Origin of the sequence: Rugamonas rivuli (genome assembly GCF_009380165.1) — a bacterium.
Lineage (GTDB): Bacteria > Pseudomonadota > Gammaproteobacteria > Burkholderiales > Burkholderiaceae_D > Rugamonas > Rugamonas rivuli.
Genome location: NZ_WHUF01000002.1, coordinates 932853 through 956930, shown reverse-complemented (window position 1 = coordinate 956930; position 24078 = coordinate 932853). Strand labels below are relative to the sequence as shown.

Below are 24078 nucleotides of genomic sequence, written 5' to 3'. Positions count from 1 at the left end.
GATGTGTGCTTACTTGGCGCTGCCGCCGCTGCCATACGGTGCGGCCGCCGAGACCGCCGTGGCCGCCGGCACGCCGCCGCTGCGGTTCCACCAGCCGCCGCCCAGCGCCTGGAACAGCGCCGCCGTGTCGGCATAGCGCGCCGCCTGCGCCTGCACCAGCGCCACGTGGGCTTGCTGGTAGCTGCGCTGCGCATCCAGCAGCACCAGGTAGCTGATCCCGCCCAGCTTGTACTGCTGCGTGGCCAGCGCCAGCGACTCGGCCGCCAGCGATTCGGCCTCGGCCTGCGCCTTCAGCGCGGCGGCGTCGGAGTCCAGCGCGCGCAGGCTGTCGGCGACGTTCTGGAAGGCCGCCAGCACGGTGCTGCGGTACTGGGCCGCCGCCACGTCGTAGGCCGCTTCCGCCGCGCGCCGCCTGGCGCTCAGCGCGCCGCCGTTGAAGATGGGCGCGGTCAGGCCGGCGGCCAGGTTCCAGGCCGTGGTCTCGGCGTCGAACAGCTTGCTGAAGGTTTGCGACGACGAGCCGTAGCTGCCGCTCAGCGTGAACTGCGGATACTGGGCCGCCGTCGCCACGCCGATCTGCGCGCTGGCCGCGTGCAGCAGCTCTTCGCTGGCGCGGATGTCGGGCCGCTGGCGCACCAGCGCCGACGGCAGCGACACCGGCAGCGAATCCGGCAGGGTCAGCGATTCCAGCGCGAACTCGGGCATGCCCGCCTCGCCCGGCAGCTTGCCGGCCAACACCGACAACTGGTGGCGGCTCTGCGCCAGCGCCTTTTCCAGCGGCGGCAAGGTGGCGGCGATCTGCGCCACCTGGTTGCGCTGGGTGAGCAGCGTGTTGCGCGGCACGGCGCCGAACTCGAACTGCTTCTCGATCACGCCCATCTGCTTGTTGAGCGCGTCCAGCACTTCCTGCGTGGCTTTGTGCTGCGCGCGCAACGAGGCTTCGCGGATCGCCGTCGTCACCACGTTGGCGCTCAGCGCAAGATAGGTGGCTTCGACCTGGAAGCGCTGGTAGTCGACCTGGGCGCGCGCGCCTTCCAGCGTGCGCCGGGTGGCGCCGAACACGTCCGGCGTGTAGGCGACGTTGACCGAGGCGTTGTACAGGTTGAAGACGCCGCCTTTGTTGTCGCCGGCGGCCGCCGTTTTCTGCCGCGCCACGCCCAGCTGGCCGTTGACCGAGGGATAGACCAGGCTGCCGGCTTCGGCGTTGTAGCTTTCCTGGGCCTGGCGCAGCGCCGCCTCGGCCGCCGCCATGCTGGGGTTCTGCTCCAGTGCGCCGCGTATCAACTGGTCCAGCGCGGGCGAGCGGAACACGGCCCACCACTGCGCGGGGATGTCCTGCCCCATCGCGAACTGCTGGGCGCCGCCGGCCGCGCCGGGTGCCGACGCGGTCTTGGCCGCCAGCGGCGTGGGGGTGTAGCTGTCGCCCGCCGCCGGGGCGGCCGGGGTTTTGAAATCGGGACCGAGGGCGCAGCCGCCCAGTCCTGCCGCGACCAGCGCTGCCGCTCCGGCCCGCAACACGTGCCGATGGAACTGCCTGAAGTTCTGTTTTCTCACAAAAAACTCCCGCTTGAGGTTCATGCCAAACCGAAAAGTTAACTGAACTGCACTTTTGCCTGACATATTCGCATTTTTTGCGGGCCGAGTGTGTTTTTTGTATCGATATGAAAGCGGCGGACATAAAAAAACGGGCTACGCCGCAAAAGCGTAGCCCGTTTCAGGGGATCTGGTGTGTACCGGTCAGGCAGTGGCGTCGGCGGTGGCGACCACGCCGTAGGCGCGGTTGGCTTCGGTCAGCGAAAAGGCCGTTGGACCGTTGACCACGGAATCAGTCGCGCGCTCGCTGCTGCGATAGGTGATCGGCATCTGGTAGCGGCGCAGTTCTTCCGGGCTGATCTTACCGTCCTTGTTGGTGTCGGCGGCCATGTCGACCTTGCCGCTGCCGAGCACGCCGTTTTCATCGACGCCAGGCAGTGGATCGGGCGACACCAGGCTGTTGCTGTCGTCGCCGTTGCCGTCGAGACCGAACTTGGCCTTGAAGAACTCGGTTTCAGGACGCTGCACCAGGCGCTTCAAGCCTTCGTCGAACTGTTTCAGCGCCAGCTTGAGGCCGTCGTCGTCCGATTCGGCCACGGCTTTGACAACGGCGCTGGCCTTCTGGTCGACCGGGGCGGTGGACAGGCCGTTTTGCACCGACGCATTGAAGCCGGGCAGCGACAGGTAGGCTGCGACCGAGGCGCTCAAATCCGCATTGGTATCGGCGACAGCGGAGGCGACTTTCTTGGGCTCGAACGCCTTCTCCGCAGCAACCGCCGCAGTCAGGTTCGGACCACCAATATTGTTCACCATAATCATAATCGACTCCTGTTTGACGACGCCCCGGGACGGTCGAACAAAAAAAATTTCTACCCCATTATTCTATCAAGGTTTTGGCAACAATCACCATTTTTAGCGGCATCCAAGGCTAAAAAGTGTCTTTTTCCCATGCGAAACTTGCGGTGCGGAATTGTTTTAATATACAGAATTAATCGCTTAATGCCTGCAATAGTTTTTCCCCATCGGGACAGCCCCACCCCGTGCACGTATCCCAGCCGGGCGCCGCCTGTTGGCTGCCATTGTTGCCATCCGTGATATCGCGCGTGACGCCCTTGCCTTGCAGCGAACCGTACAGCAGCGGGTTCAGGAAACCGACCGGGCGGCCGAGCCGCTGGTTGACCAGCGCCAGCAAGCCGGCCCACAGCGGCGCCACCGCGCTGGTGCCGCCGAACACCAGGTTCTGGCCGTCGACCCTGACCTTGTAGCCGCTGGCCGGATCGGCGTCGCCGGCCACGTCCGGCACGCCGCGCGCGGCCTGGCCGTTCGCCACGCCCTGCTGGTAGTCGGGCCGCCCGAAGAAGCTGCTGTAACCGCCGCCGGTCGCGCTGTTGGGGCCGCTGTTCCAGACGGTCTCGACGGCACCGCCGCCATCCTTCAGCATGACGCGCGTGCCGCCGCATGCCAGCGCGTGCGGCGCCGACGACGGGAAGTCGACATGCTGGCCGCCGTCGGCGACGCCGTCGGTGGAGCCGTTGTCGCCGGCCGCGCACAGGATCGTCACCCCCATCGCGGCGGCGTCGGCGAAGGCTTGCTCGAAGGCGGTCATGGCTTGCCCGGTCCAGGCCGATTCCGGGGCGCCCCAGCTGATCGAGATCACCGACGGCTGGTGGACGTCGTCATGCACGGCGGCCGTGATGGCGTCGAGAAAACCGCGCTCGGTGTTGGGCGCGTAGTACACCGCGATCAGCGCGCCCGGCGCCACCGCGCCCGCCACTTCGATGTCGAGCATCACTTCGCCGTCGGCGCTGTTGGCGGTGGTGGGACGGTTCTTGGCGTGGTCGATGCAGATCGATTTGACGCGCGGCGCCGGCAAGCCCAGCTCGTTGAAATAGATCTTCAGGTCGCGCGGCCGGCTGCCGCCGCCCAGCTCGATGATGCCGATGCACTGGCCGCTGCCGTCCAGCCCCTGCGGGAAGTTGTACAGCCGCGCCAGCTGCGGCGGCGTGAAGGCGATGTTGGCCGCCGCCGCCGACGCGAAGCCGTCGGCCTGCAAGCGCTGGAACTTGGGCGTGGCCACCGGCCGGTCGTCCAGCCCGAACACGCCTTCGACCACGCCGGCCAGCTGGTTCGGCACGCTGAGTTCGCCAACCCGGCCGCGATAGCTGCCGTCCGGATACTCGTACTCTTCCAGCTGCACGCCGAAGGCGTCGTTCATCTGCGCGGCGGTGCCGGCCAGCACCACGCGGCGCTGTGCCGCGTCGCTACTGATGACCACCATGCCGTGCTGCGCCGCGAAGGCCGTCACGGTGGCGATGTCGGCGTCGCTGGCGCCGTGCGCCTGGGCGAACTGCGTGCGGCTCAGGTAGCGGCGCTCGACCGGCTGGGTGTCGCCGCTGGCGGCCTGCAGGTCGATCTGCGCGTGGTCGGGCGCGGCGCGCAGCCGCACGGTGATTTCGATGGTCTGCTCGTCCGCCACCGGACCCAGCGCGACCGCACCCTGCAGCGCCAGCTGGCCGCTGCCGGGAATGATGTGGGGGTTGGAAATGCCTGCCATGATCGTCTCCTTTCGCATGGATTGCCCTCAAAAGATACTGGCAGCAATGGCCGCGGGATTGATACAACGCAGAAGTAACGCCGATAAACCAAAGCCGCGCCTTGCTTGATTCCCAAAATCGGGATATATTCTCACTTATGAGAAGCGATATCGAATCCCGCCTGGCCCGCCGCCTGGCCGCGCTGCGCGAAGAGCGCGGCCTGTCGCTGGACGAGCTGGCGGCCGCCAGCGGCATCAGCCGCGCCACGCTGTCGCGCCTGGAGCGCGAGGAAACCAGCCCCACCGCCGCCCTGCTGGGCAAGCTGTGCGCCGTGTTCGGCCTGCCGATGTCGCGCCTGGTCGCCGAGGCCGAAGCCCAGCCCGGCGAGCTGCTGCGCACCGCCGACCAGCCGCTGTGGCAAGACCCCGACACCGGCTTCCGCCGCCGCATGGTGTCGCCGCCGGCGCGCGGCTACGCGGTCGAGCTGGTCGAAGGCTGGCTGCCGGCCGGCGCCCGCATCGACTACGAGCAGGCGCCGGTGGCAGGCATGGAGCAGCATCTGTGGCTGCTCGAAGGCGCGCTGGACTACACCCTCGACGGCGCCACCCACCAGTTGCAGGCGGGCGACTGCCTGCGTTTCCACCTGTTCGGCGCCACGCGCTTTTTCTGTCCCGGGCCCACGCCGGCCCGCTACCTGATCGCCATATGCCCACCATAAAACAACTCGATGCCGACGGCCTGCGCCGGCACGCGCCCGACCTCGCCGAAGTGCTGCGCGACTGCGTGCTGCACGGCGCCAGCGTCGGCTTCCTGCTGCCCTGCCCGCTGGCGGAAGCGCAGGACTTCTGGCTGTCGCTGGCGCCGCAGATCGCCAGCGGCGAACGGCTGCTGTTTGTCGCCCACGATGCGCACGGCGCGCTGTGCGGCACCGTACAGCTGGTGGTGGGCGGCATGCCCAACGGCCGGCACCGGGCGGAGATTTCCAAGATGCTGGTGCACAGCGGCGCGCGCCGGCAAGGCATCGCACAGGCGCTGATGGAACACGCGCTGGCCAGCGCGCGGGCGCTGGGCCGCACGCTGCTGGTGCTCGACACCTGCACCGGCTTCCCGGCCCAGGCCATGTATGCAAAGCTGGGCTTCGCCGTCACCGGCGTGGTGCCCGGCTACGCCGCCCTGCCCGACGGCACGCTGGGCGCAACCACTTTCATGCACCTGCAGCTGTAGCGGGACCGCCGCGCCTGTCATGGAGCCGTCACAAGGATGGAGTACGATGTCGCGGGCGCATGGTAGGCTGTGCGCCCGACCATCTTTCAACCTGACGACGACCCAACATGACAAAGAAACTGTCCCTGCCCGCACTCGTAATCGCGACTTCCTGCCTAGCCCTGGGCGCCTATGCCGCCGCCCCTGCCGCCAGCGCGGCCGCTGCGGCCCAGCCCAAGCTGGTGGTGGTGCTGGTGGTGGACGGCCTGCCGAACGAACAGCTGCTGCGCTACCGCGACCAGTTCGGCCAGGGCGGCCTGCGCCGCATGCTGGACCAGGGCGCGTCGTTCAGCAACGCCCACCAGGCGCACGGCATCACCGTCACCGCGATCGGCCACAGCGCCGTGCTGACCGGCGCCTACCCGTATGTGCACGGCGTGATCGGCAATAACTGGATCGACCCGATCACCAAGAAATCGGTGTACTGCACCGAAGACACCAACTACACCTACATCGGCGAAGAAACCAAGTCCAGCGACGGCACCGCGCCGACCCGCCTGAAGGTCGACACGCTGGGCGACCAGCTGCGCTACGCCACCGGCAGCCGCAGCAAGGTCGTCACCGTGTCCGGCAAGGACCGCGGCGCGATTCTGCTGGCGGGCAAGACCGGCACCGCCTACATGTACATGGACAAGAGCGGCAACTTCGCCAGCAGCACCTTCTACATGAAAGCCCATCCGGGCTGGGTCCAGCAATACCAGGCCGCCAAGCCGCAGGACCGCTACTACGGCAAGTCGTGGACGGCGCTGCTGCCGGAAGCGGCCTACGCCGGCGACGCCAATCCCGACCTGAACCAGGTCAAGGCGGGCGCCCACAACCGCCTGCCGTACAGCTACTACAGCGAGAGCGGCGAGATCGACGCCGGCTACTACAACAGCCTGAAGACCGGCCCCTTCCTCGACCAGCTGACGCTGGACTTCGCGCGCGCCGCGGTGGACGGCGAAAACCTCGGCCGCAATCCGGCCGGCGTGCCGGACCTGCTGGGCGTGAGCCTGTCGGCGCACGACTACGTCAACCACGCCTTCGGCCCGGAAAGCAAGCTGTCGCACGACCACCTGCAGCGCCTGGACCGCATGCTGGCCGACTTCTTCACCTACCTCGACAAAAAAGTCGGCATGGACAATGTGCTGGTGGTGCTCACCGCCGACCACGGCTTCCCGAACACGCCGGAGTTCGCCCAGACCCAGCACAACGACGCCCAGCGCATCGACGGCGACAAGCTGATGGCCGCGCTCGACAAGCACCTGTCGGAAAAATTCGGCGGCGCCAAGCTGCTGAGCGCCTGGTCGCTGCCCAACATCCACCTCGACTACGCGCAGATCGACAAGAGCGGTCTGAAACGCGAGGACGTGGAAAGCGCCGCCGCCCGCTACCTGCTGGCGCAGAACGGCATCGTCGAAGCCTACACCCGCACCCAGCTCGAAAGCGGCGCCGCCAACACCACCCGCATCGCCACCCTGATGCGCCGCGCCTGGAACCGCGAAGCCTCGGGCGACCTGATGGTCGTCACCAAGCCTTACTGGTACTTCGGCACCGGCACCAGCGGCACCTCGCACGGCTCGCCGTACGCCTACGACACCAATGTGCCGCTGATGATCATGGGCAAACGCTGGATCAAGCCGGGCGCCTACGGCCAGTACGCGGAAGTGGTCGACATCGCGCCGACCCTGGCCCATCTGCTGCAAGTGCGCCCGCCGTCCGGCGCCGAAGGCCGGGTACTGACGGAAACGCTACGTTGACCAATTGTTATTTGCATATTTGAAATAATTAATTGGCAACAGCGGGGAATGATGATATTTTTTCATCTCTTACAACCGAGATGGGGAAATGATGAAAAAGATCGCATTCGCAGTACTCGCTTTGATTGCCGGCGTTACCAACGCCGCAGAGTTGTATAACAATGGCCCGGTGGTCGACGCCACCGGGGTCTCCGTGCTCGGACCGGGCGCCACTACCTTCGGCTTCGGTGCGCAAAGCGGTGTGGGCAATTTCGTCGCCGACGATTTCAATGTCACGGCAGGCAAGAGCTGGAACGTCTCCAGCCTGAGCTTCTTCGGCTACCAGACCGGCGCCGGCGCCTTCAGCTTCACTTCGGCCACCTGGAGCATCGTCTCGGGCGCCGACGTCAATTCGGGTACCGTGGTTGCCTCCGGCACCACCGGCGTCACCAATGGCGGCCTGGCCGGCTACCGCGTCACCGAGACCACGCTGACCAACAAGCAGCGCGGCATCTACAAGATCGACGCCGACATCACCGACATCACGCTGGGCTCCGGCCACTACTGGCTGACCTGGGGCCTGTCCGGCACCGGCCTGTCCGGTCCTTGGCAGCCGCCTACCTCCGACGCCCGTGAAGGCAACGCCGCGCAAGCGACCGGCGGCGGCGCCTTCGCCACATTGGAAGAAGCCGGCAGCGGCCTGTCGGTGGAACTGCCGTTCGCCGTCAACGGCACCGTCACCGCGGTACCGGAACCGGAAACCTACGCCATGATGCTCGGTGGCCTGGGCCTGATCGGCCTGGCACGCCGCCGCGCGCGTCGCGGCTGATCCGGGTTCAGATCAGGGCTTGATGCCGCGACGACGGCTTGCGCGCCAACAGCTGCGACAGCTTGCGCAAGGCGGCCGCCAGCCGGTGGCTGTCGCGGATCGAGCCCAGCGAAATACGGATCGCGTTCGGCGGGCGGGGGCCCGCGTAGAACGCTTCCGATGAAGTCACGGCCAGGCCTTCTTCGGCCTGCGCCGCCCGCGCCAATTCATGCGCGGTCCAGTAACCGGGCAGGGGCAGCCAGACATGGATGCCATCGCCGCCCGCCTCCGCCTTGCCGGCCAACAGCTGGTGCGCCAGCAGCTGGCGCTTGCGCGCCTCCTCCTTTACACCCGCCAGCAAGCGCTGGGCCGAACCGTCGTGTATCCATTGCGTGGTCAGCGCCGTCGTCAGCGGCGCCGGCATCAGCACGAAGGAACGCAGCGCGGCCATGAAGGCCTCGCGCTGCTGCGGATCGGACAGCAGCACGAAGGCCGTGCGCAGGCCGGGCGCCAGGCACTTGGACAGCGTCGAAATATAGCTGACCTGGCGCGGCGCGTAGTGCGCCAGCGGCGGAGGCGGCGCGCCGGCCAGCAGCCAGTAGGGATCGTCCTCGATGATCTGCACGCCGCAGCGCGCAGCCACGCGGGCGATCTCGCGCCGGCGCGCGGCCGGCATGGTGTGCGTGGTGGGATTTTGCAGCGTCGGATTCAGGTAGAGCAGCGCCACGCGCTGTTTGCCGCAGGCTTTTTCCAGCGCGTCCGGCAGCATGCCGGCGGCGTCCACCTCGACCGCCTGCACGCGCCGCCCCAGTTGCGCGACCGCCGTGCGCAGGCCTGGGTACACCGCCGGCTCGGCCAGGATGATGTCGCCGGGCCGGCTCAAGGTCAGTATCAGCGCCGCCAGCGCGGACTGCGCACCGGGGCAGACCACCACCTGCTCCTCGTCCACCCGGCCCAGCATGGGCGCCAGCCACGCGGCGCCGGCCGCGCGGTCGGCCTGGCTGCCGCCGCCCAGGTGGTAGTTCATCAGCAGGCCGCTGTCGGTGCGCAGCAGCACCTGGGCCAGGCCTTGTTTCAGCAGATCGTCGAAGTCGATGCCGTCAGGTGGCGGCGGAATATTCATGCTCAGGTCCAGCAGCTGCGCCAGCTCCACCTTGGGCGTGGCGGCGTAGGTGCCGCGCGCGCCCTGCCCCTCCAGCAGGTTGCGGCGCCTGGCCTCGTCGTAGCCGCGCGTGACGGTGGTCAGGTCGACCTGCAGCAGCAGCGCCAGGCGACGCTGCGGTGGCAGACGGTCGCCCGGCTTCAGACGGCCGTCGGCCAGCCCCCGCTCGACAAAATCGGCGATCTGCATATAGCGCGGCCCGGCGTGCTGCTCGAACCGGCCGAGCCAGGCGATGGCCTGGCTTTCATCTTGTATGGATTTCGACTTCGACATTTAGTCCGAATGTATGGTTTTTGCCTCTAGCCAGTATGCATCAAAACCCGACATTCAACCATGCCTCGATAAAACCAGCACTCGGAGCGGCGAAATCGCCTATTTAGCGGAACGTATTTTCTTTCGATAAGGAGGAGGCGGGATTCGCTCCAAGCCCTGAAAACGGTCAGCCGTTGGCGACTGGGGATGGAAGTAGCCGAGAACGCAAGCGGTGTTTCTTACTGCGATTTGCACATGTGAAAGTCGACCAATAGCCGACGTCGGGCAAACAGGCGCCCCTTGCCAGAAAAATCCACGGACAGTGTCATATGCCTGTTGTCCGAGACTGAGCCGCTGGCCGTGGATAAAGTTAATTATCGCCCGGTCCAAATGATGCAGTATGCCCTCTTTGTCTTCCTGACTGGCTGCTCTATTGGTCGGAAGCTCCTGTTCCTCGCCCATACTTTGCACCAAGGTTTCGTAGGCCAATCTGAATTCATCGATGCCGTTTTGCTTGGAGAGATCCAGGCAGTGACCAAGCCGTATAACGGCACCGACCGCATAAGGACGCAGGATCGGCTTAGCCGTCAAACGCAAAGCAGGCATCTCCGCCGCAGTTTCCGCAAACTTCTGTGCCCGCACCGGATCGTCTTCAAAAAAATAGATGCCGTCACCCAGCCAGTCGTACGGATTTTTACTCGGCAATAAATGAGGAATGCTCCCGGAAACAACGTCCGTGGCCACGCTGAGATCGCAGCCGTGATAGGCAACGACTGCCGGACCTGCAATGTCGCGCATCATTTTTTATAGGACGCCGTTAGTTTTCCGGTGGCGGTCCAGATGCCGATGCGCCGGCCAATTTGCTGTACTTCTTCTCGGGATAACGGTGGCTCAGGCGGCTGGTACGACCGCCGAAGTTTTAGTGCCTTGATGAGCTTGGCTTGTCGCGCCAATAATTTCCGGTCAAGCTCTGATAACGGCTCTTGGATGCTCGCGCTTCTTGGGATGAGTTGGGCTGCCATGATCGTGAACAGGATGGATAGGTCGTCGTGAAGTTTACTCTCAAGTTCCCCACGTCCGATTGACGCGTATCGTTTCTATCGCCACTGGAAAGCATTCCAGCTATAGTGACGCCACGGCTATTTCTTTGGTAAACGATATGAACAAATTTGGTTTGATGCTGATCGCTTCCGGCGTTTTCGCTTCCTCGGCCCTGGCGGCCTCATCGCCACGCGCCGTGACCGCCGCCGGCGTGGTCGAGGGTACATTGGAGGCTTCCGGCATCAAATCGTACAAAGGGATTCCATTCGCGGCGCCGCCCGTCGGCGATCTGCGCTGGAAGGCGCCGCAGCCGGCGCAGAAGTGGCGCGGCGTGCGCAAGGCCGATCGCTTCGGCCCGCGCGCCATGCAGCTGCCGCTGTTCGACGACATGGTGTTCCGCTCCGACGGCGTCAGCGAAGACTGCCTGTACCTCAACGTCTGGACGCCCGCCAAATCGGCAAAGGACAAGCTGCCGGTGCTGGTCTACTTCTACGGCGGCGGCTTTGCGGCGGGCGACGGTTCCGAGCCGCGCTACGACGGCGCCAGCATGGCCGCCAAAGGCATCGTCACGCTGACCGTCAACTACCGCCTGAATATCTTCGGCTTCCTGGCCCACCCCGAACTGAGCGCCGAGTCGCCGCACAAGGCCTCCGGCAACTACGGCCTGATGGACCAGGCGGCGGCGCTGCAATGGGTGCGGAAAAATATCGCGGCCTTCGGCGGCGACCCAAAGCGCGTCACCATCGCCGGCGAGTCGGCCGGCTCATGGTCGGTCAGCGCGCAGATGATGACGCCTCTATCCAAAGGCCTGATCGCCGGCGCCATCGGCGAAAGCGGCTCACTGCTCGGCCACAACGCCCCGCTGCCGCTGGCGCTCGCGGAAAAGAACGGCGCCGCCTTCGCCAATGCAATCGGCGCTCCGACGCTGGCCGCGCTGCGCGCCATGCCCGCGCAGCAGCTGCTCGACACACTCAAACGCCCGGACGCGCCATGGCTCACCGCGATCCAGGACGGCTACGTGCTGCCCCGCAGCCCGCTCGCCATCTACACCGCCGGCCAGCAGGCCAAGGTGCCGCTGCTGGCGGGCTGGAATTCGCAGGAAGGCCACTACTCCAACGTCCTGCGCGACAACCCGCCGACGCCTGAGAACTTCAGCAAGGTGCTGCGCGAGATGTACGGCGCGCGCGCCGACGCCGCACTGCTGGCCTACAGCGGCGATACTAAACAAGCCGCGAACGACCTGGCCGGCGATCTGTTCATCGCCCACGGCACCTGGAAGTGGCTGGACACGCACGCGCGCACCAGTGGCCAGCCGGTCTACCGCTACTACTACGCGCATCCGCGCCCCGGCCAGGAAGGCGCCGGCCATTCGGTCGAAATCGAATACGCGCTGGGCAATCTCGATACGAATAAAGTCTATGCATGGAGCGCCGACGACCACGCGCTGTCGGTACAGATGCAGACCTACTTCGCCAACTTTATCAAGACCGGAAACCCCAACGGCGCCGGCCTGCCCGAATGGCCGCGCGCCAGCAGCGGCAAGGGTTCCCGCCTGATGCGGCTGGACGTTCCATCGGCCGCGATCACCGCCACCGACGACGCCCACCACGCCTTCCAGGACCAACAGAGGAAAACCAACTAAACAAAAATGAAAACTGCCACTTAGTTTGTATTTTATTGTATCCCCCGGTAATTCTTTGAAAAGTTGCTATACACTAGCTTCTTTTATTCGGGCATACACCAGGAATACAAACTATGCGCAAGACATTCAGCTTTGTGGCTCTTTGCTTCACCGTATCCGCGTTTGCAGCGGAGCCTTTCGACGACAAGTTCCGCCAGCTGGATGAGGTTCTCCCCAGCGCCAACTCCTACCGCACCGCCTCCGGGGCGCCCGGCGCCGCCTACTGGCAGCAGCGCGCCGACTACACGATCCGCGCCACGCTCGATGAAGCCAAGCGCGCCATCACCGGCAGCGAGCAAATCAACTACCACAACAACTCGCCCGACACGCTGAGCTACCTGTGGGTGCAGCTCGACCAGAACATCTACAAAAAAGATTCCGACGCCCGCATGATGCTAACGCAGCCTTCGCGCGAAGCATGGGCCAAGCCGCGCACGCCGGAAGACGGCTACAAGTTCGAAGGCATGCGCAGCATCCTGGCCGGCCGCGAGTTCGACGGCGGCTACAAGATCAAGACCGTGTCGGCCGGCGGCCAGCCGCTGAAGTACACCATCAACCGCACCATGATGCGCATCGACCTGCCCACGCCGCTGCAGCCGGGCCAGAGCTTCGCCTTCAATATCGACTGGTCCTACAACATCAACGAACAGCAGGTGCTGGGCGGCCGCGCCGGCTACGAGCACTTCGAAGACGACAAGAACGACCTGTTCGAAATCGCCCAGTGGTATCCGCGCATGGCGGCCTACTACGACGTGATGGGCTGGCAGCACAAGCAGTTCCTGGGCTCCGGCGAGTTCACACTGGAATTCGGCGACTACGATGTGCAGCTGACCGTCCCCGCCGACCACGTGGTGGCCTCCACCGGCGAACTGCAAAACCCCAACGACGTGCTGACCGCAACGCAGCGCGACCGCCTGGCCAAGGCGCGCACCGCGACCGCGCCGGTCGTCATCGTGACGCAGGAAGAAGCCGAGAAGGCCGAGAAATCCGTCAGCACCGCGTCCAAGACCTGGCACTTCAAGGCCGCCAATGTGCGCGACTTCGCCTGGGCCTCCAGCCGCAAATTCATCTGGGATGCGCAAGGCTTCAAGAAGGATTCCACCAACGTGATGGCGATGTCCTACTATCCGAAGGAAGGCAATCCGCTGTGGGGCAAGTACAGCACCCAGGCCATCATCCACACCATCGACCAGTACAACAAGTACAGCTTCGACTATCCGTATCCAACCGCGATCTCGGTCAACGGCCCGGTCGGCGGCATGGAGTATCCGATGATCTCCTTCAACGGCCCGCGCCCGGCCAAGGACAAGAAGACCGGTGCCCTCACCTGGTCGCAGCAGACCAAGTATGGCCTGATCGGCGTCATCATCCACGAGGTGGGCCACAACTACTACCCGATGATCATCAACTCGGACGAACGCCAGTGGACCTGGATGGATGAAGGTCTGAACACCTTCGTGCAGTACCTGGCCGAGCAGGCGTGGGAAGACAACTACCCGTCGCGCCGCGGCGAGCCGCGCAACATCGTCGACTACATGCGCAGCCAGAACCAGGTGCCCATCATGACCAACTCGGAGTCGCTGCTCCAGTTCGGGAACAACGCCTACGCCAAGCCGGCCACCGGCTTGAACATCCTGCGCGAGACCATCCTGGGCCGCGACCTGTTCGACTACGCGTTCAAGGAATACGCGCGCCGCTGGAAGTTCAAGCGCCCCACCCCGGCCGACTTCTTCCGCACCATGGAAGACGCGTCCGGCACCGACCTTGACTGGTTCTGGCGCGGCTGGTTCTACACCACCGACGCGGTGGACATCAGCATCGACGGCATCAGCGAATACGGCGTGAGCACCAAGGATCCTGAAAAGGAAAAGGCCTGGAAAAAAGCGCAGAAGGATGCGGAGCCGATTTCGATTTCCGAGCAGCGCAACAAGGCACTGCCCAAGCGCCTGAGCGAGCATCCGGAGCTGAAGGACTTCTACAACGAGCATGACGAGTTCACCGTCACCAACAAGGACCGCAACACCTACGCCGAAGCCATCGAGAAGCTGGAGCCGTGGGAGAAGAAGCTGCTGGCCCAGGGCAAGCACCTGTACCTGGTGGACTTCTCCAACCTGGGCGGCATGGTGATGCCGTTGATCCTGGAAGTGGAACTCAAGAGCGGCAAGAAGTACATCGAGCGCATTCCGGCCGAAGTATGGCGCTACTCGCCGAAGAAGATCACCAAGTTGATCGTCACCGACGAGCCGATGGTGAGCCTGACCCAGGATCCATACTGGGAAACCGCCGACATCGACACCAGCAACAACGCCTGGCCGCGCAAGGTGACGCAGTCGCGCATGGAGCTGTTCAAGACCGAGCGTGACCGCAACAACCTGATGCGCGACTACAATACCCCGCTCAAGGGCAAGGGCGACAAGTCGTCGAAGGACTCGTCGTCGGAATGATGTCGCGCGCTTTACGCTTGATCGTAGCTTCCGTGCTGGCGTTTGCCGGCACGGCGGCTCACGCACATAATTTTCACATGGGCATAGCCGACATCAGCTACAACGACCGCACCGGCAATACCGAGATCGTGCACACCTACACCGCGCACGATGTCGCCACGCTGCTGGCAAATCTCTACGGCCGCAATCTCGACCTGGGCCAGGCTGACAGCGAAGCACCGCTGCGCCGCTACGTGGAAAAGCAGTTCTACCTCGAAGGCCCGGACCACAAACGCCTGCCGCTGAACTGGGTGGGCGTGAAGGCAGATGCCGACAGCATCGTCATCTTCCAGGAGATCGAGGGCCTGAAACTGGCGCCCGCGACTCGCATACACAACGCGCTGCTGATAGACTTCCTGCCATCTCAAAAGAACACAGTCAATCTGCAAACCGATGGCCCCGTCCAGACTCTCATCTTCGATCAAGGCAGCATCGATCAAACCACCCGTTAAATATCTGCTGCTGTTCGCGCTAGGCTCGGCGCAGGCCGACGACCAGATCCTGCAAAGAGTCTTCGTCGACGGCTCGCGCACCAGCCAGCTGGGCGTGGCCGATGCGGCCAGCGCCGGCAGCATCACGCAGCAGGAGCTGGCGGCGCGCACCGTCTACCGTCCCGGCGAAATCCTCGAAGCCGTACCAGGCCTGATCGTCAGTCAGCACAGCGGCGAGGGCAAGGCCAACCAGTTCTACCTGCGCGGCTTCAATCTCGATCATGGCACCGACCTGCGCACCACCGTCGACGACATGCCCGTCAACCAGCGCAGCCACGCACACGGCCAGGGGTGGACCGACCTGAATTTCCTGATCCCGGAACTGGCGGTGCGGCTCGATTACAAGAAAGGCCCCTACTCCGCCGAGGAAGGCGACTTCGCTTCGGCCGGCACGGCGTCGGTGGTGTACGCCAACCGGCTGCTGCGCGGCACAGCCACCGCGTCCGCCGGCCAGCACGGCTACGGCCGCGCGCTGCTGGCCGATTCGCTGGACGCGGGCAACGGCACCCTGCTGTACGCGATTGAAGCGCTGCACAACGACGGCTCGTACACGCGTCCCGACGATTATCAAAAATTGAACGCGGTGCTGCGCTACAGCGAAGGCTATGCCAACAACGGCTACAACGTCAGCCTGATGGCCTACCGCGCCGACTGGAACTCGACCGACCAGATTCCGCTGCGCGCCGTGCAGGACGGCAGCATCGGCCGCAACGACGCCATCGACAATACCGACGGCGGCAAGGCCCACCGCTACAGCCTTTCCGGCGCATGGCGCCGCACCAGCGACGACAGCGCGTCCAAGGTCAACGCCTACCTGATCGCCAACCAGCTGGACCTGTATTCCAACTTCACCTACTTCATGGACGACCCGCTGCACGGCGACCAGTTCGCACAGCCGGACAAGCGCGTCACCACCGGCCTGAATGCAAGCCACAGCTGGCACCAGCACACGGACGGCGACAACAGCGCCACCACCATCGGCGTCCAGCTGCAAAACGATAATATCTTTAACGGTCTGTTGAACACGCAGGCGCGCAAGCCGCTGTCGGTCACACGTCAGGACCACATCGTCGAATCCAGCGCCGCGCTCTACGTCGAGAACAACACGCGCTGGAACGCCGCCTTGCGCACGGTGGCGGGCGTACGCGTGGACAGCTACCGCTTCGACGTGCGCAGCAGCCTGGCCGCCAATTCGGGCAAGGCCAGCGACCATCTGGCGAGCCCCAGCCTGAGCGTGATCTACGGCCCGTGGCAGACGGCGGAACTGTACGCCAACATCGGCAACGGCTTCCACAGCAACGACGCACGTGGCGCCACCATCCGGATCGATCCCAAGACCGGCGAGGCGGCCGGCAAGGTGTCGCCGCTGGTGCGGTCACGCGGCATGGAGCTGGGGGCGCGCAGCAGCTGGCTGCCTGGCTTGCAGTCGTCGCTGTCGCTGTACCGGCTGGATTTCGATTCGGAGCTGAGCTTCGCCGGAGATGCCGGCACCACCGAGGCGGGACGGCCCAGCCGCCGCTATGGCGTGGAGTTCTCCAACTACTACAAGCCTTTGAAGTGGTTGTCGGTCGACCTGGACCTGGCCTATGCGCGCGCCCGTTCTCGCGACGATGCGTCCGAAGGCAATTACATCCCCGGCGCCATCGAAGGCACGGGCCAGCTGGCGCTGACGGTGGACGACGGTGGGCCGTATTCAGGCTCGCTGAAGCTGCGCTACTTCGGCCCGCGCCCGCTCATCGAGAACAACAGCGTGCGCTCGAAGCAAAGCCTGATGCTGAATGGACGACTGGGATGGAAAATCAGGAAGGGATTGACGCTGGAACTGGAAGCCTTCAACCTGACCAATCGCCAGGATTCGGCGATCGACTATTACTACCCGTCGCAACTGAGAGGGGAAGCGGAGCCGGTCAACGACATCCACTTCCACCCCATCGAATCGCGTTCGCTACGGGCGACGCTGATCAAGAACTTTTAAAACTCTTCCCACTCGCCGCTGCTGTCGCCGGCGCTGGTCTTCAGTTTCTTCGGCGCGGCGGCGGGGGCAGCTTTGGCGGCCACCTTGGGACGCGGCGTCTTCGGCGCCGCGGCGACGGCGACAACCGCGCGCGCTGCCGGGCGTGCCGGCGCCTTATGCGCCACATGCGACGCATTGATCTTGAACGCGCTGACCACTTGCTCCAGCTTGTCCGCCTGATCGCGCAAGGTCTGCGCGGCGGCGGCGGTCTGCTCCACCAGCGCGGAGTTCTGCTGCGTGGTCTCGTCCATCTGCGTCACCGCCTGATGCACCTGGGCGATGCCGTCGTTCTGCTCCTGCGTGGCCGCGCTGATCTCGCCGACGATGTCGGTCACCTGCTTGATGCTGGCGACGACTTCCTGCATCGTCGTACCGGCCTGCTCCACCAGCTTGGTGCCGGAACCGACCTTCTCCACCGAATCATCGATCAGCGCCTTGATCTCCTTGGCCGCAGCCGCCGAGCGTTGCGCCAGGTTGCGCACCTCGGTCGCCACCACCGCGAAGCCACGGCCCTGCTCACCCGCACGCGCCGCTTCCACCGCGGCATTCAGCGCCAGGATGTTGGTCTGGAAGGCGATGCCGTCGATGACCGAAATGATGTCGACAATCTTGCGCGACGATTCGTTGATCGAGCCCATGGTGACAACCACCTGCTCCACCACGGTGCCGCCCTGCGCCGCCACGTCCGACGCCGAACGCGCCAGCTGGTTGGCCTGGCGTGCGTTGTCGGCGTTCTGGCCGACGGTGGAAGTCAGCTGCTCCATGCTGGCGGCGGTCTGCTCCAGCGCCGCCGCTTGCGACGAGGTGCGCTGCGACAGGTCGCCGGTACCGCCGGCGATTTCCTGCGAGGCGGTGCCGACGGCCAGCGTCGATGCGCGCACGGTGTCGATCACGCCGGCGATCTGCTCCAGCAGCTTGTTGAAGGCCACGGCCGTGTGGCCGATTTCGTCCATGCGTTCGATCTTGATCTGGTGCGTCAGGTCCAGCGACTGGCTGACGTCTTCCAGCGTGCCGCGTATCGACGCCAGGCTGCCCTTGATGATGACGTACAGCTGCCAGGCCAGCGCACCAGTCACCAGCAGGCCGAGCACCACCACGCTCACCATCAGGCGGAAGGCGAATTTGTAGGCGGCGTCGCTCTCTTCGCGCACGTCGCTGATCAGCTTATTGTTGTAGGCGATATGGTCGTCGAAGCCTTTCTTGACCGCGCCGGCGGACAGCGCCAGCGGCGTGCCGGCCAACAGCGTGGCGCGCACCGCATCCATGTCGCCGGCGTGGGCGCCGGCCAGGAACGGCACCAGCGCCTGACGGTAGGCGGCCATGTTGGCCTTGTCCGCTTCCAGCATCTTGCGGTCGGTGTCGTCGAAGATGTGTTCTTTTTCGTAGGTCGCGATCACCTCGTCGAACTTGGCGTGGGCGTCGTTGTAGGCTTTGTCCAGCGCCGTCTTGTCGGCCAGGTTGGAGAACACCGACAGGCGGTAGCCGGCCAGGCGGCTGTCGGCCAGGTAGCCCTTGGCCATGTTCAGGCCTGCGATGCTGGGGATTAAACGGGTTTGCACGACATCGAGGCGCTGCTGCGCTCGGGAGAGTTGGGTCAGGCCGGTGATGCCGACGAATATCAGCGCAAGTAACGCCAATGACAGAGTCAAGATCAAGCGCTTTGTAATAGTCATGGTGACTTTTTCCATAGTAGTGGTGGAGGAGCCGGCCGTCTCTGCGGCCATAGACCAGTATAACGGAACAGTGTTACCGCAAAATAACTCCAGGACAAATTACAGCGCGCCACAACCAAAAACGCAACGCAAGCTTGACGCTAAGTCAACACCGGATATCCGGCCGCCCTGGCCTCGGCTTCCAGCAACAGCACGCGCTCGTAGTCGGCATCGGCGCGATGCTCGAAGCGATCGATATGCAAGGCACTCATCAGCTGCTGAACGGCCGGCGATGGCGCCAGCAAAGCGGCCCGCAGCTGCGCCGCCAATTCGTCCGGCACGGCGCGGCCGGCGATCAGCGGCAGTCCCGGCGACGGCGCCGAGTACTGCAGGATGGACAGGCCGCGCAGGCTGTCCGGCTGTTCCAGCGCGAGGTAGCCGAAGGTCGCGCTGTCGATAGCGGCGATGGCGGCCGCGCCCTCGCGCACCAGGCGCAGGCTGGCCGCGTGGCTGCCGGACCATTTGACCGATGCGAAGAAGCGGCCGTCGCGGGTGTGCGGCGCGACCGCGTGACGCAGCGCATTCATGCCGCTGTGCGAGTGGCGCTCGTTGACGGCGGCGACACGTCCGCGCGCATCGGCCAGGCTGCGGATGCCGCCGCCCTCGCGCACCACGATGGCGCTGCGATAGTCACTGCCTTCGCAGCCGTGGAAATCGAAGCACGGCGTGGCCAGCAGCGCGACCTCGCCGCGCAATTGCGTCATGTAGGGATAGCCGCAGGTCTGGCTGAGCAGCAGCTCGGGACTGCGCCAGAACGACGGCAGGTCATGCGGCCGCACCAGCTCCGCGTTCACGCCCGCTTCGCCGGCCAGCGCCAGCAACAGGGCCTCGTAGGCGCCCTCGATGCGCGGCGAGACGTTGTACATCGGCAGGGCGATTTTCCAGGTCATGATGTGGGCATGTCGGGGTGGACCGGCGCGTCGACGGGACGCACGCCAAAGCGGCGCATCAGTTCTCCGTAACCGTGCAGATGGAAGCCGCCGCTGCGGGTATTGTACGCCGCGCGCCGTGCGCGGTACACGCGCGGCAGCAGATACCACGGCAGCGACGGCAGGTCGTGGTGCACCAGGTGCAGGTTGTTATTCAAGAACAGCAGCCGGAAGAACAGGCCCGCTTCATTGAGCACGATGCGCTGCTTGTGCTCCGCCGCCGGCCGGTGTTCGTAATACGAACGCACCATCGTCAGCGACTGCGCCGGATACGATATCGCCAGCACGTAGTACAGCGGCGACATGCCGAACGCCGCATGCACCCACCACAGCAGCCCGCCCAGCATGGCGAAGTGGATCAGCCACATCGGCACATTGCTCCAGTCGCCGCGCAAGGGCTGGCGCAGCGCCTCGCTCCACGCCGAGGCGACCGCGATGGCGGGACCGACCAGCAGCCGTCCCCAGAAGGTCTTGTTGAACCAGTACAGCAGGCGCACCGGGCGGCTCATGCCGGCCCATACTTCGGGCGACACGTAGTAGCTCTCGGTGTCGAGCGCAGGCATCGTCAGGTGGAAGTCGATGTGGTGGCGCAGATGGCTGTCGCGGTACAGGCGGTAGGGATACCAGACCGCCAGCGGCACATAGCCGAACAGGCGGTTGACCCACACCCAGCGCGTCGGATGGCCGTGTATCAGCTCGTGCTGGAGCGACATATACCAGGCGCACCACCAGATCATCAGCAGCGTGGCGGGCACGTTGCCGATCTGGCGCCAGTACGCCAGCGTGACTAACCAGCCGCCGTGGATCACGGCGATCAGCAGCCATGTCGGCCACTCCCCCAGCCACAGAAGGCGTCCGCGCTCGGCGGCGACTTCAGCCCGTTGTGGCGCATCGAAATATTCGGAACGCTGCTGCTTCAGGCTGGGGGAGTCCATGGCGGTCCGTTAGAAGCGCGCCCTGGCGCGCAAGCCTATGGTACGCGGACGCACCATGAACAGGGTATCTCCCGGCTGGATGGCGATGGTGTTCGGCGTGACGTCGCTGATCTTGGCGCCGTTGGTCAGGTTGGTGCCGAACAGGCCGAACTCGTAGGCGCCGGTCTTGTAGGTGATGGTGGCGTTGAGCGTGTTCGACGACGGTATCTGCGCGTAGCTGCCCTGCGCCGCCGCGAAGTTGGTGTAAGCGTCGCTGTGGTAGGCGTAGCTGGCGGCGATGCCCACTTCATCATTACCGCGCACCGGCAGCGTGTAGCTGGCCGTGGCAGTGGCCGACAGGCGCGGCGCATATGGCGCGCGGCTGCCTTCCGGGATGTTCTGCGCGGCGATGCCGGTGACGACGGTGCGCGTGGCGTAGGCGTGGTTGTAGGCGGCGCTCAAACCCAGCGACGCGTGGCGGGTCAGCTTGAAGGCGGTTTCCAGCTCCAGGCCTTCGCTGCGGATCTTGCCGGCGTTCTGCGTGAAGTAGTAGGTGCACGGCAGCTTGTTAAACACCTGCACGTCCTTCCATTCGATCACGTAGGCGCTGGCGTTGAAGGTCATGCGCTGGTCCAGCAGCGTGTTCTTCGAGCCGACTTCGTAGTTCCACAGGCTGTCCGGCGCGAACGTGGCGGGCGCGTTCACGCCGCAGAAATTGAAGGGCACCGGCTGGTTATTGCCGCCGTAACGGAAGCCCTTGCCCACCGATGCGTACAGCGTATGGTCCGCATCGACATGGTAGGCGGCCGCGAAGCGCGGATTGGCGCCCTGCGAGGTCGCGCTGCTGTTGCTCACTTCCGGCTGGCCCACCGGCGCCGACGGCGTGGCGCCGACCAGGTTGCCGAACAAGCCGGTGAAGCGCAGGTCGAAGTCCTGCGTGCCGCGGAACAGGCGCACGCCGGCCGTCAGGTCCAGCTTATCCCAGACGGTGTAAGTGCCCTCGGCGAACAAGGCGATCTGGCGCGACTTGGTGTTCTGCGTGCCGGAGAAGAAATCGTTGGGATTGAAGGCCAGGTCGTTGGTCTGCGAGTTATAGCCCGGGAAGTTGTGGGTGGCGGCGAAGCGCTCGTCGAAGCCGACGGTCGGTTCGTCCTGGCGCGTGTTGCGCTTGCCGGTTTCGAAGAAGGCGCCGGCGGTCCACTTCAACGGGCCGCTGCCTTTGGAGTTGAGGCGGAACTCCTGCGCGAAATCGGTGACGCGATTACCGATCGTGTAAGCGGCCTGCATCAGCGGCGCCTTGCCGCCGAAGATGAAGGCGGTGGCCGGATACTGGGCCGAGGTCACGTACAGCGTGTCGCGGTGCAGATAGGAGGTCGACGACACCAGCTGCGCGCTCCCCAGGTCGTAGCTCACGCCCAGGTTGTACAGCTGCAGATTGTCGTTGCTGGTCTGCGGCAGCAGCGCGTAGGTGGTGTACGGAGCCAGGCCCGCATAGGCGTCGTTGACGCCGCCCTTGATGTTGGAGGCGGTGATGCTGGCGTCGACCAGCAGGTCCGGCGAGGCGCGCAGGCGCAGCGCGGCCCGTGCCTGGTTGGTGGAGACGTCGTTGGTGGTTTTGCCATAGGTGCTGCTGCCGGCCAGCTGGTTGCGGATGTAGCCGGAGTCGTTGCCGGTGTATCCGGTCAGGCGCAGGCCCAGCACATCGGCCTTCAGCGGCACATTGACCATGCCGCGCAGATTGCGGTTGGTGCCGCCAAAGCCGGAGGTGTTCGAACCCACCGCCTCCACCGTGCCGAACAAGTCGGCCAGGTCGGGCTTCTGCGTGATCTGGCGCACCGCGCCGGCCATCGCGCCCGCGCCGAACAGCGTGCCCTGCGGCCCTTGCAGCACTTCCACGCGTTCCAGGTCCAGCACCTTCAGGTCGGGATTGGAGGACTTCAGCGTCACCGGCATATCGTCGATGTAGACCGCCACCAGCGATGCATCCTGCACTTCGGACGGCACGATGCCTCGCACCACCAGCCCGCGCATGGTGATGTTGTTGACGCCCGGCGCCTGCTGCTGCACCGACATCGCCGGCACCAGGTTGGCGATATCGCTCAAATTGCCCTGCCCGTAGCGGGTCAGGCTTTCCGGCTTCAATACGGTGATCGCCGCCGGCACCTGCTGCACATCGACCGCGCTGGCCGAGCGGGTGGCGGTGACTTCGACGCGGTCTATTTTTTCCGTGCCCACTTCCGTCTCGGCGGCCTGCGCGGCGGCCATTGCGCCGGCCGACAGCAGCGCCAGCGCGCGATATGCTTTCACTTGCTTACCCATCTGTACCCTTCATCATGTCTCTCAGGGGCGGAGTATAGCGAGTGGCGGCGATCTTGAACACGAAGATAATCGCGTTTGTTTATCTGCCGGCCGTTGGGCGGCTCGGTGAACTAGCGTACAGCCACGGCGGCGGTGGCGGTCCACAATGGGTTCATGGATACTTCACACCGCCACCCCAAGCCGCCGCCCGCCGCCTACGCACTGCACCGCCAGATGATGGCGGTGCAGCGCTGCATGTCAGCGGAGACGGTGGAGGAATCGGTGCGGGCGACGCGCTGGGCCAGCGCATGGTATCGGCTGGTGCAGCGCAAGCTGGAGCAGCTCCAGCACGCGCCACGGTACTTGCATTAGGCGGGGACGTAGCAGCCGCCGGCGCGGCGCTCCATGGCGCTGCGGTCGAGCACGACGACGGTGCCGCGGCGATATTCGATCATGCCCTCTTCCTGCAGCTTGCCGGCGCAGCAGGTGATGCTCTCGCGGCGCACGCCCAGCATGTTGGCGATCATTTCCTGCGTGACTTTCAATTCGTTCGACAGCGAGCGGTCCAGGCGTTCCAGCAGCCAGCGGCACAGGCGCTGTTCGATGCTGCCGTGGCGCGCGCCGGCCACCGTCTGCGCCAGTTGGGCGAACAGCGCGCTGGTATGGCGCATCAGCTGGCGGGCCAGCGCGCCGCCGTCGAAGAAGGCCGATCGCAGCACGGAGGCCTTGATGCGGTAGCCGTAGCCGGCGCAGTGCACGACCGCCGAGCAGTTGGCGCGTTCGGTCTCGTACATCGATACGCCGACCACGCCCTCGCGGCCGACCACGCCGATCTCGGCGGCGCCGCCGTCTTCGGTGACAAATTGCAGCGAGACGATGGCGTTGGTGGGGAAGTAGGCGTATTCCATCTTGTCGCCGAAGTCGAACAGGTGCTTGCCGGCGGCCAGCGGCACCAGTTCCAGATGCTCGAACAACGCGATCAGTTCTTCGCGCGACAGTGCGCGCAGCAGCTCGTTCTGTTGCGCGCCGGTCAGGCTGATGGCGGGAGCGGATGCCTCTGCCTGCATGGAGCGCACTACGTCTTGGGCAACGGCAGTGTGAGTGGCTTGGTACATGGCGGACCTCTTGTTCAGTGGTAGGTCTTGCGACCTGATGAACAACACTATATCCGCGCTATGTGCGGCCGATTATAGGAGTACGGACGCGCTACCTGTAGGCAGTTGACAGAGACCGCTGTGGTCCCAG

The 24078-nt window shown here is 65.0% G+C and carries 20 protein-coding genes; 9 read left to right on the top strand and 11 right to left on the bottom strand.

The window, feature by feature from the left end:
* Positions 1-9: 9 nt before the first annotated feature.
* The 3 genes from GEV01_RS09515 to GEV01_RS09505 form a co-directional block, all read right to left on the bottom strand.
* The gene (locus tag GEV01_RS09515) at positions 10-1554 is read right to left on the bottom strand and encodes an efflux transporter outer membrane subunit (protein ID WP_328595469.1); all 1545 of its coding nucleotides are present in this window, start codon (positions 1552-1554) and stop codon (positions 10-12) included.
* A 183-nt stretch (positions 1555-1737) separates the two neighbouring features.
* Positions 1738-2352 carry an EF-hand domain-containing protein gene (locus GEV01_RS09510; RefSeq protein ID WP_152803667.1) on the bottom strand — a complete coding sequence of 205 codons (615 nt, stop codon included), beginning with the start codon at positions 2350-2352 and terminating at the stop codon, positions 1738-1740.
* Between the two features lie 169 nt (positions 2353-2521).
* Positions 2522-4087, bottom strand: a complete 1566-nt coding sequence (locus GEV01_RS09505; RefSeq protein WP_235914292.1) for a S53 family peptidase — start codon at positions 4085-4087, stop codon at positions 2522-2524.
* Positions 4088-4224: 137 nt separating this feature from the next.
* Here GEV01_RS09505 and GEV01_RS09500 point away from each other — a divergent pair, with 137 nt between their 5' ends.
* The 4 genes from GEV01_RS09500 (at position 4225) to GEV01_RS09485 (ending at position 7877) form a co-directional block, all read left to right on the top strand.
* A complete protein-coding gene (locus GEV01_RS09500; protein ID WP_152803663.1) occupies positions 4225-4785 on the top strand; it encodes a helix-turn-helix domain-containing protein in 561 nt (186 codons plus the stop codon).
* Positions 4773-5291, top strand: a complete 519-nt coding sequence (locus GEV01_RS09495) for a GNAT family N-acetyltransferase (protein ID WP_152803661.1) — start codon at positions 4773-4775, stop codon at positions 5289-5291. The genes GEV01_RS09500 and GEV01_RS09495 overlap by 13 nt, the downstream gene beginning before the upstream one ends.
* 107 nt (positions 5292-5398) lie before the next feature.
* Positions 5399-7069 (top strand): alkaline phosphatase family protein, encoded by a 1671-nt coding sequence (locus GEV01_RS09490; RefSeq protein ID WP_152803660.1) that lies wholly within the window; start codon positions 5399-5401, stop codon positions 7067-7069.
* A gap of 91 nt (positions 7070-7160) precedes the next feature.
* Positions 7161-7877 carry a PEP-CTERM sorting domain-containing protein gene (locus GEV01_RS09485; protein ID WP_235914291.1) on the top strand — a complete coding sequence of 239 codons (717 nt, stop codon included), beginning with the start codon at positions 7161-7163 and terminating at the stop codon, positions 7875-7877.
* Positions 7878-7884: 7 nt separating this feature from the next.
* On the opposite strand, the gene GEV01_RS09480 is transcribed toward GEV01_RS09485, so the two are convergent.
* From GEV01_RS09480 to GEV01_RS30925, 3 genes are all read right to left on the bottom strand, one after another.
* Entirely contained in the window at positions 7885-9291 is a 1407-nt protein-coding gene (locus GEV01_RS09480) for an aminotransferase-like domain-containing protein (RefSeq protein WP_152803656.1), read from the bottom strand.
* Between the two features lie 99 nt (positions 9292-9390).
* Positions 9391-10071 carry a hypothetical protein gene (locus GEV01_RS09475; protein WP_008449795.1) on the bottom strand — a complete coding sequence of 227 codons (681 nt, stop codon included), beginning with the start codon at positions 10069-10071 and terminating at the stop codon, positions 9391-9393.
* On the bottom strand, positions 10068-10292 hold the full coding sequence (locus GEV01_RS30925; protein ID WP_217428379.1) for a hypothetical protein: 225 nt from the start codon (positions 10290-10292) through the stop codon (positions 10068-10070). Before GEV01_RS30925 ends, GEV01_RS09475 begins: the two co-directional genes overlap by 4 nt.
* A gap of 137 nt (positions 10293-10429) precedes the next feature.
* Between GEV01_RS30925 and GEV01_RS09470 the strand changes: the two genes are divergently transcribed.
* From GEV01_RS09470 to GEV01_RS09455, 4 genes are all read left to right on the top strand, one after another.
* A complete protein-coding gene (locus tag GEV01_RS09470) occupies positions 10430-11953 on the top strand; it encodes a carboxylesterase/lipase family protein (RefSeq protein WP_152803654.1) in 1524 nt (507 codons plus the stop codon).
* A gap of 113 nt (positions 11954-12066) precedes the next feature.
* Positions 12067-14436: a M1 family metallopeptidase gene (locus tag GEV01_RS09465; RefSeq protein ID WP_152803652.1), complete on the top strand. Its 2370-nt coding sequence runs from the start codon at positions 12067-12069 to the stop codon at positions 14434-14436.
* A gap of 17 nt (positions 14437-14453) precedes the next feature.
* Positions 14454-14927 (top strand): DUF6702 family protein, encoded by a 474-nt coding sequence (locus tag GEV01_RS09460; protein ID WP_235914290.1) that lies wholly within the window; start codon positions 14454-14456, stop codon positions 14925-14927.
* Positions 14869-16941 carry a TonB-dependent receptor gene (locus GEV01_RS09455; protein ID WP_152803648.1) on the top strand — a complete coding sequence of 691 codons (2073 nt, stop codon included), beginning with the start codon at positions 14869-14871 and terminating at the stop codon, positions 16939-16941. The genes GEV01_RS09460 and GEV01_RS09455 overlap by 59 nt, the downstream gene beginning before the upstream one ends.
* Here GEV01_RS09455 and GEV01_RS09450 read toward each other — a convergent pair.
* The 4 genes from GEV01_RS09450 to GEV01_RS09435 form a co-directional block, all read right to left on the bottom strand.
* A complete protein-coding gene (locus GEV01_RS09450; RefSeq protein ID WP_175022995.1) occupies positions 16938-18653 on the bottom strand; it encodes a methyl-accepting chemotaxis protein in 1716 nt (571 codons plus the stop codon). The two genes, GEV01_RS09455 and GEV01_RS09450, sit on opposite strands and share 4 nt — an antisense overlap.
* Positions 18654-18793: 140 nt before the next feature.
* Positions 18794-19582: a phosphate/phosphite/phosphonate ABC transporter substrate-binding protein gene (locus GEV01_RS09445; RefSeq protein ID WP_152803644.1), complete on the bottom strand. Its 789-nt coding sequence runs from the start codon at positions 19580-19582 to the stop codon at positions 18794-18796.
* Entirely contained in the window at positions 19579-20556 is a 978-nt protein-coding gene (locus tag GEV01_RS09440) for a fatty acid desaturase (RefSeq protein ID WP_152803642.1), read from the bottom strand. Before GEV01_RS09440 ends, GEV01_RS09445 begins: the two co-directional genes overlap by 4 nt.
* 9 nt (positions 20557-20565) lie before the next feature.
* Entirely contained in the window at positions 20566-22842 is a 2277-nt protein-coding gene (locus GEV01_RS09435; protein WP_175022993.1) for a TonB-dependent receptor, read from the bottom strand.
* 165 nt (positions 22843-23007) lie between these two features.
* Here GEV01_RS09435 and GEV01_RS09430 point away from each other — a divergent pair, with 165 nt between their 5' ends.
* Complete coding sequence (locus GEV01_RS09430) at positions 23008-23205, top strand: hypothetical protein (protein ID WP_152803638.1); 198 nt, start codon at positions 23008-23010, stop codon at positions 23203-23205.
* On the opposite strand, the gene GEV01_RS09425 is transcribed toward GEV01_RS09430, so the two are convergent.
* Entirely contained in the window at positions 23202-23948 is a 747-nt protein-coding gene (locus GEV01_RS09425; RefSeq protein WP_152803636.1) for a Crp/Fnr family transcriptional regulator, read from the bottom strand. The genes GEV01_RS09430 and GEV01_RS09425 overlap by 4 nt on opposite strands.
* Positions 23949-24078: the final 130 nt, after the last annotated feature.